The 6,248-nt window shown below is 63.1% G+C and carries 6 protein-coding genes; 5 read left to right on the forward strand and 1 reads right to left on the reverse strand.

Going from position 1 to position 6,248, the window contains the following annotated elements; all coding sequences use genetic code 11:
* The first annotated feature begins 314 nt into the window (after window positions 1–314).
* Complete coding sequence (locus FQP90_RS22760) at window positions 315–773, forward strand: iron chaperone (protein ID WP_144653370.1); 459 nt, start codon at window positions 315–317, stop codon at window positions 771–773.
* Window positions 774–859: 86 nt separating this feature from the next.
* On the opposite strand, the gene FQP90_RS22765 is transcribed toward FQP90_RS22760, so the two are convergent.
* A complete protein-coding gene (locus FQP90_RS22765; protein WP_144653373.1) occupies window positions 860–1,996 on the reverse strand; it encodes an AI-2E family transporter in 1,137 nt (378 codons plus the stop codon).
* A gap of 400 nt (window positions 1,997–2,396) precedes the next feature.
* Between FQP90_RS22765 and FQP90_RS22770 the strand changes: the two genes are divergently transcribed.
* Genes FQP90_RS22770 through FQP90_RS22785 form a run of 4 tightly spaced genes read left to right on the forward strand, consistent with a single transcriptional unit; the run spans window position 2,397 to window position 6,207 of the window.
* The gene (locus tag FQP90_RS22770) at window positions 2,397–3,272 is read left to right on the forward strand and encodes an NAD(P)H-binding protein (protein ID WP_144653375.1); all 876 of its coding nucleotides are present in this window, start codon (window positions 2,397–2,399) and stop codon (window positions 3,270–3,272) included.
* 24 nt (window positions 3,273–3,296) lie between these two features.
* On the forward strand, window positions 3,297–4,343 hold the full coding sequence (locus tag FQP90_RS22775) for a saccharopine dehydrogenase (RefSeq protein WP_144653377.1): 1,047 nt from the start codon (window positions 3,297–3,299) through the stop codon (window positions 4,341–4,343).
* A complete protein-coding gene (locus FQP90_RS22780; RefSeq protein ID WP_144653379.1) occupies window positions 4,340–4,954 on the forward strand; it encodes a TetR/AcrR family transcriptional regulator in 615 nt (204 codons plus the stop codon). The genes FQP90_RS22775 and FQP90_RS22780 overlap by 4 nt, the downstream gene beginning before the upstream one ends.
* Entirely contained in the window at window positions 4,951–6,207 is a 1,257-nt protein-coding gene (locus FQP90_RS22785) for an alpha-L-fucosidase (RefSeq protein WP_244296963.1), read from the forward strand. The genes FQP90_RS22780 and FQP90_RS22785 overlap by 4 nt, the downstream gene beginning before the upstream one ends.
* Window positions 6,208–6,248 lie beyond the last annotated feature (41 nt).

Consider the following 6,248-nt stretch of genomic DNA (forward strand, 5'->3'; position numbering starts at 1 on the left):
ACCAGTGCGACCGAAGCGAGGATCTTGCCGGAGGTGGTCTTGAGGCTGATGGCCATGGGAATCAGTGTCCTTTCGGTTGGCCACCGTGATCGGCCGGCCGGTTTCTTGTCTGCCTGTTTCTTGTCTGCCTGTGTGGCTGACAAGAACTACTTTGCCGGGCCCGGATCAAGAACCAATCCTGTAATCGGTCAACACTTCCTCAGGAAAACCTCAAGACTTTTGCGCCGCTAATCGAGCAGTTTTGGAGAAGCCCCTACCCGCTACCGGGCCTACCGTTAGTGGTGTCAATCAAAAGACCAGGGGAGAGGATTGCCATGACGGACAACCAGGAGACGGCTACCAAGGAAAAGTCCTACGACGGCTTCACCGAGGAAGAACGCGCCGCGATGAAGGAGCGTGCGCAGGAACTGAAGAAGGCTCCGCGCAAGAAGGCCTCCAAGGCAGACGGTGAAGCGGATGTCTTGGCCAAGATCGCGGAGATGCCTGAAGCGGACAAGGCCATGGCCGAACGCCTCCACGCGATCGTCAAGGAACACGCTCCGGAACTCACCCCGAAAACCTGGTACGGAATGCCCGCCTACGCCAGGGACGGGAAGAACATCGTGTTCTTCCAGAGCTCCCATAAGTTCAAGGCCCGGTACGCCACGCTCGGCTTCGAAGAGAACGCAAAATTGGACGACGGCGACATGTGGCCCACGTCGTTCGCTCTCACGGAAATCACTCCCGCCGTCGAGGCGAGGATCGTAGAACTCATCAAGAAGGCACTCGCCTAACGCCCCAGAACCGACGACGGTGGCGGGTTACCCACCACGGTGACCCGCCGCCGTCGTGCCTCCCGCCTGGAGCGGCGCCGCAGCCGCTACGTCGGCTGGCTGTTGGCGGGTGGAAGATCCGGATTCATCGATTCCAGGTCAGGGTCTTCTGCCGTCCACACCTGGACGATGGCCCACGCGACTGCGGCGATGGGGACGGACAGGACGGCTCCGATGATCCCGGCGAGGATGGTGCCGGCAGTCAGTGCCATCAGGATTACCAAGGCATGCAGCTGCAGGGACTTTCCCATGACCACCGGCTGGAGCAGGTCACCCTCCAGTTGGTTGACCGCAATCACTGCGATGACCACAATCAGCGCCACGATCGGACCGTTGGCCACGAGAGCCACCAAAGCTGCCAGAATGCCGGCGACGGTAGCGCCCACCAATGGAATGAAAGCGCCGATGAAGACGATGATTGCCAGGGGGATGGCCAGCGGAACCTGAAGGATGAGAAGCACGGCTCCGATCGCGACCGTGTCCACCAATGCCACAATCGCCGTTCCCCGCACGTAGCCGCCCAGGACCTCCATGGTCCGCTTGCCCACGCGGCGAAGCTTGGCTTCGCGAGTGCCCTTGAAAGGCCGCAGGAAGAAGTCCCAGATCTTGGCGCCGTCCTTGAGGAAGAAGAACAGTATGACCACCATGAGGCTGGCGCCGGCAAGGAACTCGGTGACGGCGGACAAGCCCGTCACCGCACCGGAGCGCACTTGGCTGCTCTGGGCGAAGTCCACGACAGCCTGCCGGGCTTGATTGAGCTGTTCCTGATCCAGGGGGAAGGGCCCTGTGAGCAGGAAGTTTTCCAGCTCGTCCAGGCCTTCCGCGGCTTGGCTGATCAGCTCATCCCATTGGCTGCGCACCGACAAGACGATGACTGTAACCACTCCGCCGAGCACGATCAACAGGCCCAGAAATGCGACGGCGGTGGCGAGCCCGCCGCGCCAGCCACGGCGCCGCAGCATGTTGACGAATGGGCCGATGGCCGCGGCGAGGATGAGTGAGACAAGGACGGGGATTACCAGCAGCCGGATCTGAAGCAGCGCGAAAACCACCACTACGGCCACGAGCAGAATCAGGAGAATCTGGGCGGCCCGGATAGCCGTCCGGCCCAGTGAGTCCTTCCACAGATCGGCCTTGGGTTTGTTGCGCGTGGAAAGGGGAGCCGTTTCCTCGGATCGCGTCATGTGAACTCCTGTTCGTTCGCATCGGTCAACCGATGTGATCAAACGTAAGCTTACTGACTATTTTCCTAGTGGGTGGGGTCGGGGTGTGGCGGGACGGGCCCCGGGTCCGGCACTGAGGGGCCCGGTATTGGATTGGGGTCCGGTATGGGGCTGGGTGGAAACGGTGTGGTGGGGTCCGGTGGCGGCGGGACTGGCCCGGGGTCCGGAGGGAATGGCTCGGGTTCATGGGTTGGAGGAAGTGTCACGGTTTCTCCTAGTGGAACTCGGGTAGGTACTGTGCAGCCTACTCCCGGTCCGTTCCTATCTACAGGGGGTCGCCGTCCACCGGATGAGGACAGAAACCGACCGCAATGGTGGTTAGCGTTGGTCAACAAGCAAAGGCAAACGGTGGAGGCATGCAATGCGGATCGCAGTAGCAACACCGTCGGGCCACGTGGGCCGACACCTGGTCCCGATGTTGATCCGGGCGGGCGTGAGGCCGCTGGTGTTGGCCAGGGAGCCGGACAGTCTGGCGCTGAATGTCCGGGCGGAGGTTGATGCCGTCCGAGTGGACCTTCTTGATGCCGACGCTTTGGTCCAGGCGGTATCCGGCGTCGACTCCTTGTACTGGGTGGACCCGTCCCCGGTCGGCGATGAACCCCTGGCCGAGTACGGCCATGCCGCCATCAGTGTGGCACGTGCGGTTACCGAGGGCGGCGTGCGCAGGGTGGTTTTCCAGAGCAGCGTCGGAGCCGAAAAGAGGCACGGTGTGGGCGAAATTGATGGGCTCGCTGCCACGGAAGTCGCGCTGGACCAGACCGACGCCGACGTCACCCATCTGCGCTGTGGCTACTTTTTCACCAACCTTGAGTACCAGCTCGATGCAATTCAAGCAGGCAAGCTGCAAGTGCTCCTGCCGCTGGATCAGGCCATGGCGTGGGTGGCTCCCCGGGACATAGCCGAGGTAGCGGCCTCCCGGTTGTTGTCCAGGCAGTGGCGCGGGCATCAGATTCAAGCGGTCCATGGGCCAGCTGACCTTTCGTGGCGACAGGTCGCCCGGATCGTTTCGGAAGCGACGGCCCGGCCTCTTGCTGTGGAGCGGGTCACCGAGGATGCCATGCGGGCCGCGCTGGAGGGTTTCGGGATGAGCGTGGCCCGTGTCGACTCGATCATAGGGATGTCTACAGGTTTCCTTGATGGGTTTGAGCCTGAGCAGAAGCGGTCCCTGCAGACCACTACACCGACTGCGTTGGCGGCGTGGGCGTATGACGAGTTGAGGCCCTTGCTGACTTTTTAGGTCAAATGACCTAAACTCGGATTCATGAACGATTCCCTCAGACTCGACCCCGCCGGTCCCGTGCTGGTAGTCGGCGGCTACGGCACCGTTGGCTCGGCACTTACACACCATGCCGCGAAAGAATGGCCGCTCCTCCTCACTGGCAGAAACCCCGACCGGGGCAACCACCTCGCCGGCGGGAACGTCGCCGTACGTCGATGGGACCTCACCCAGGCCGAGCCGTTCGAAGCCGGAGTCAGGGCAGTGATCGGCACGGTCAACGACCCCGACGACAGGGTGCTCCGTGCGGCAGTCGGGGCCGGGATTCCGTATGTTGACGTCACCCGCTGGACCAGCCGCGTCACCCGGGCCCTCACTCTTGCCACACTCTTGCGACCCCAAGCCCCCGTGTTGCTCAGCTCAGGATGGATGGGCGGCGTCACCAATATCGTGGCAGCGGCACTGGCCCAGGAGGTCGGCGACCCTGAGAAAATCGACGTCTCCATCCGCTACGACACCAACGACCAAGCCGGAGCGGACTCTGTCGACTTCATTGACCGGCTGGGACTGGACTTTGAAGTACGCAAAGGCGGTAAGGCCGCCGTCGTAAGTCCCCTCAGCGAGACCCGCTGGGTGGACATCGCCGGCCAGCGCACCAAAGTCGCCCGACTCGATACCCCGGAGCAGTTCACCCTGCCACTCACCCTTGGTGCGCAGTCGGTGGCTACGCGGATTGGCTTCAGCTCCAATTCATCCACGACGGCGTTACTAGCCGCCAGGGCGGTGGGACTGTTCCGTTGGGGTAGCGGAGAGCGGTGGTCGCCGGTGCGGCGGTCCCTTCTCTACTCACCGGGATCCGGCGGAACCGCGCACGTTCGTGTGGACGTGGAAGGACCGGGCGGCAGCAGAACCGCCGTCATTTCCGATCCGAAAGGCCAGGCGCACCTGACCGCCGTGGGTGGCTTGTTGGGACTCCACGAAATACTTCGCGCCGGGGCGCAGCCTGGTGTTTCCTTCCCGGAATCCGCAGCGGACCCCGCCTCGCAGATCGCCAAACTCGAATCGTACGGTGTGACAATATTGAGGTCATGACCGAAAGCAAGGGCGCCCTGCGAAAGGTGGCGCTCCTTGACGCTGCGGAGGACGTGCTGGTCACCAAGGGCAACGCGAACGCAGCAATGCGGGACTTTGCCGCTGCCGCCGGCGTGCGGATAGGGCACCTTCAGCACTACTTCCCAACCCGGGCCGATCTCATCCGCGCCGTTCTTGAACGGACACTCGAGCGCTCCCTGCGGCGGCTCGCAGAGGTGGCTGGGCTGGACCTCGCTCCGGGTGCAGCGGGCAGCCTGTCCCGGGACGATTCCCACCGCCTGCTGACTGCGCTGCTCCAAGAGCATTCGAGCTTGGCGGACGTCAAGATACACCTTGAGATCTGGGCGTTGGCCGCCTCTGACGAGCAGGCGGCCAACGCTTTGAGGGCCTTCTACGCCCAGTATGCCGGTCACGTGCAAGGGGTGGTCCGGCGAGGCAGGTTGGAGCTGCCGGAGCCGGAGGTCGCGGGTATCGCCGCGGCGATCGTAAGCCTCTTTGAAGGTGCCGCCGTCACGCGCTCGGACGTTGCGGGTCTACGAACTGGAGAGGCCGACCAAACCATCATCCGAACGGCACAGTGGTTGATCCACGGACAGGAAGCTTCTCAGTGACTCAGGTGGCGCCCACGGCAGCCCAACTCCGCTGGCAACAGCTTGAGTTTGGCGTCTTCATCCATTTCGGCGTCAACACTTTCGCTGGGAAGGAGTGGAGTGACGGCACTATCCCGGCGTCCACTTTCGACCCTGCAGACCTCGACGCCGGCAGCTGGGTTCGCGTGGCCAAGGAGGCTGGTGCGAGGTACCTGATCCTCACCGCCAAGCACCACGACGGCTTTTGCCTCTGGCCTACTGGCACCACGGACTACTCGGTGGCCGCCTCCCCGTGGCGCGGCGGCAAGGGTGACGTGGTCAGGGAACTTGCCGACGCGTGCCGGGAACAAGGGATCGGCCTGGGGCTGTACCTGTCTCCGTGGGACCGGAATGCCGAGTGCTACAGCGATCCCGTGGCCTACGACGACTTCTATATCCAGCAGCTTACGGAGCTGTGCACCGGCTACGGTCCCCTGATGGAGCTGTGGTTCGACGGTGCCGGATCGGTGGGCCGGGAATACGACTGGGGCCGGATCATCGCTGTAGTTAAGGAACACCAACCCGACGCCATGATCTTCAACATGGGCCAGCCGACCATCCGCTGGGTAGGCAATGAGAACGGCCTGGCCTCTGATCCAGTTAATTACGTGGTGGATCGGACTTCCGATACCCAATACACGGACTCCAGTTCCGAACTCAGCAGCCAACACTACCTGCCGCCGGAGTGCGACGTTTCCCTTCGGCGTGGCTGGTTTTGGCACCCCGCCGATGAGCCGAAGACCACCGAACACCTCCTGGCCATCTACTACCAATCCGTCGGGATGGGCGCCAACCTCCTGCTGAACCTGCCGCCGGACACCCGCGGGCGCATTCCCGACGGGGACGTACAGGTCCTTAGGGAATGGAAGGCGGAGTTGGACCGCCGCCTGTCCGGCTGTGTTGAGGCAACTCTGGAAAGTTACGACGGCGGAGCCACCTTGAACTTCCCGGCTGCGGTCACGTTCAACCATCTGGAGCTCGTGGAGGACTTGGGCTTGGGGCAGCGGATCACGCACCACGTAGTCTCCACCGATGAGGGTCATCTTGTCGAAGGGATGACGGTAGGGAGCCGGCGCCTTCACCAGGTGCCCGTTGTCACCGCACAAAGCTTGCACGTGAAACTTAGCGGGGACGGCGGAAGGTTGGCCTCAGCTCGCGTTTATGGCGGTGCCCTGGATGCCGGCGTTCCGGGAATCCCTGACGGCTACGAGGCCCCGACGGACGCACCTGACTAGCTGCTTTTTCCTGACGTCTCGGGTTTTCCACGTAGGGCAGG

It is taken from the genome of Paenarthrobacter nitroguajacolicus (assembly GCF_007786235.1).
Taxonomy (GTDB): Bacteria; Actinomycetota; Actinomycetes; order Actinomycetales; family Micrococcaceae; genus Arthrobacter; species Arthrobacter nitroguajacolicus_A.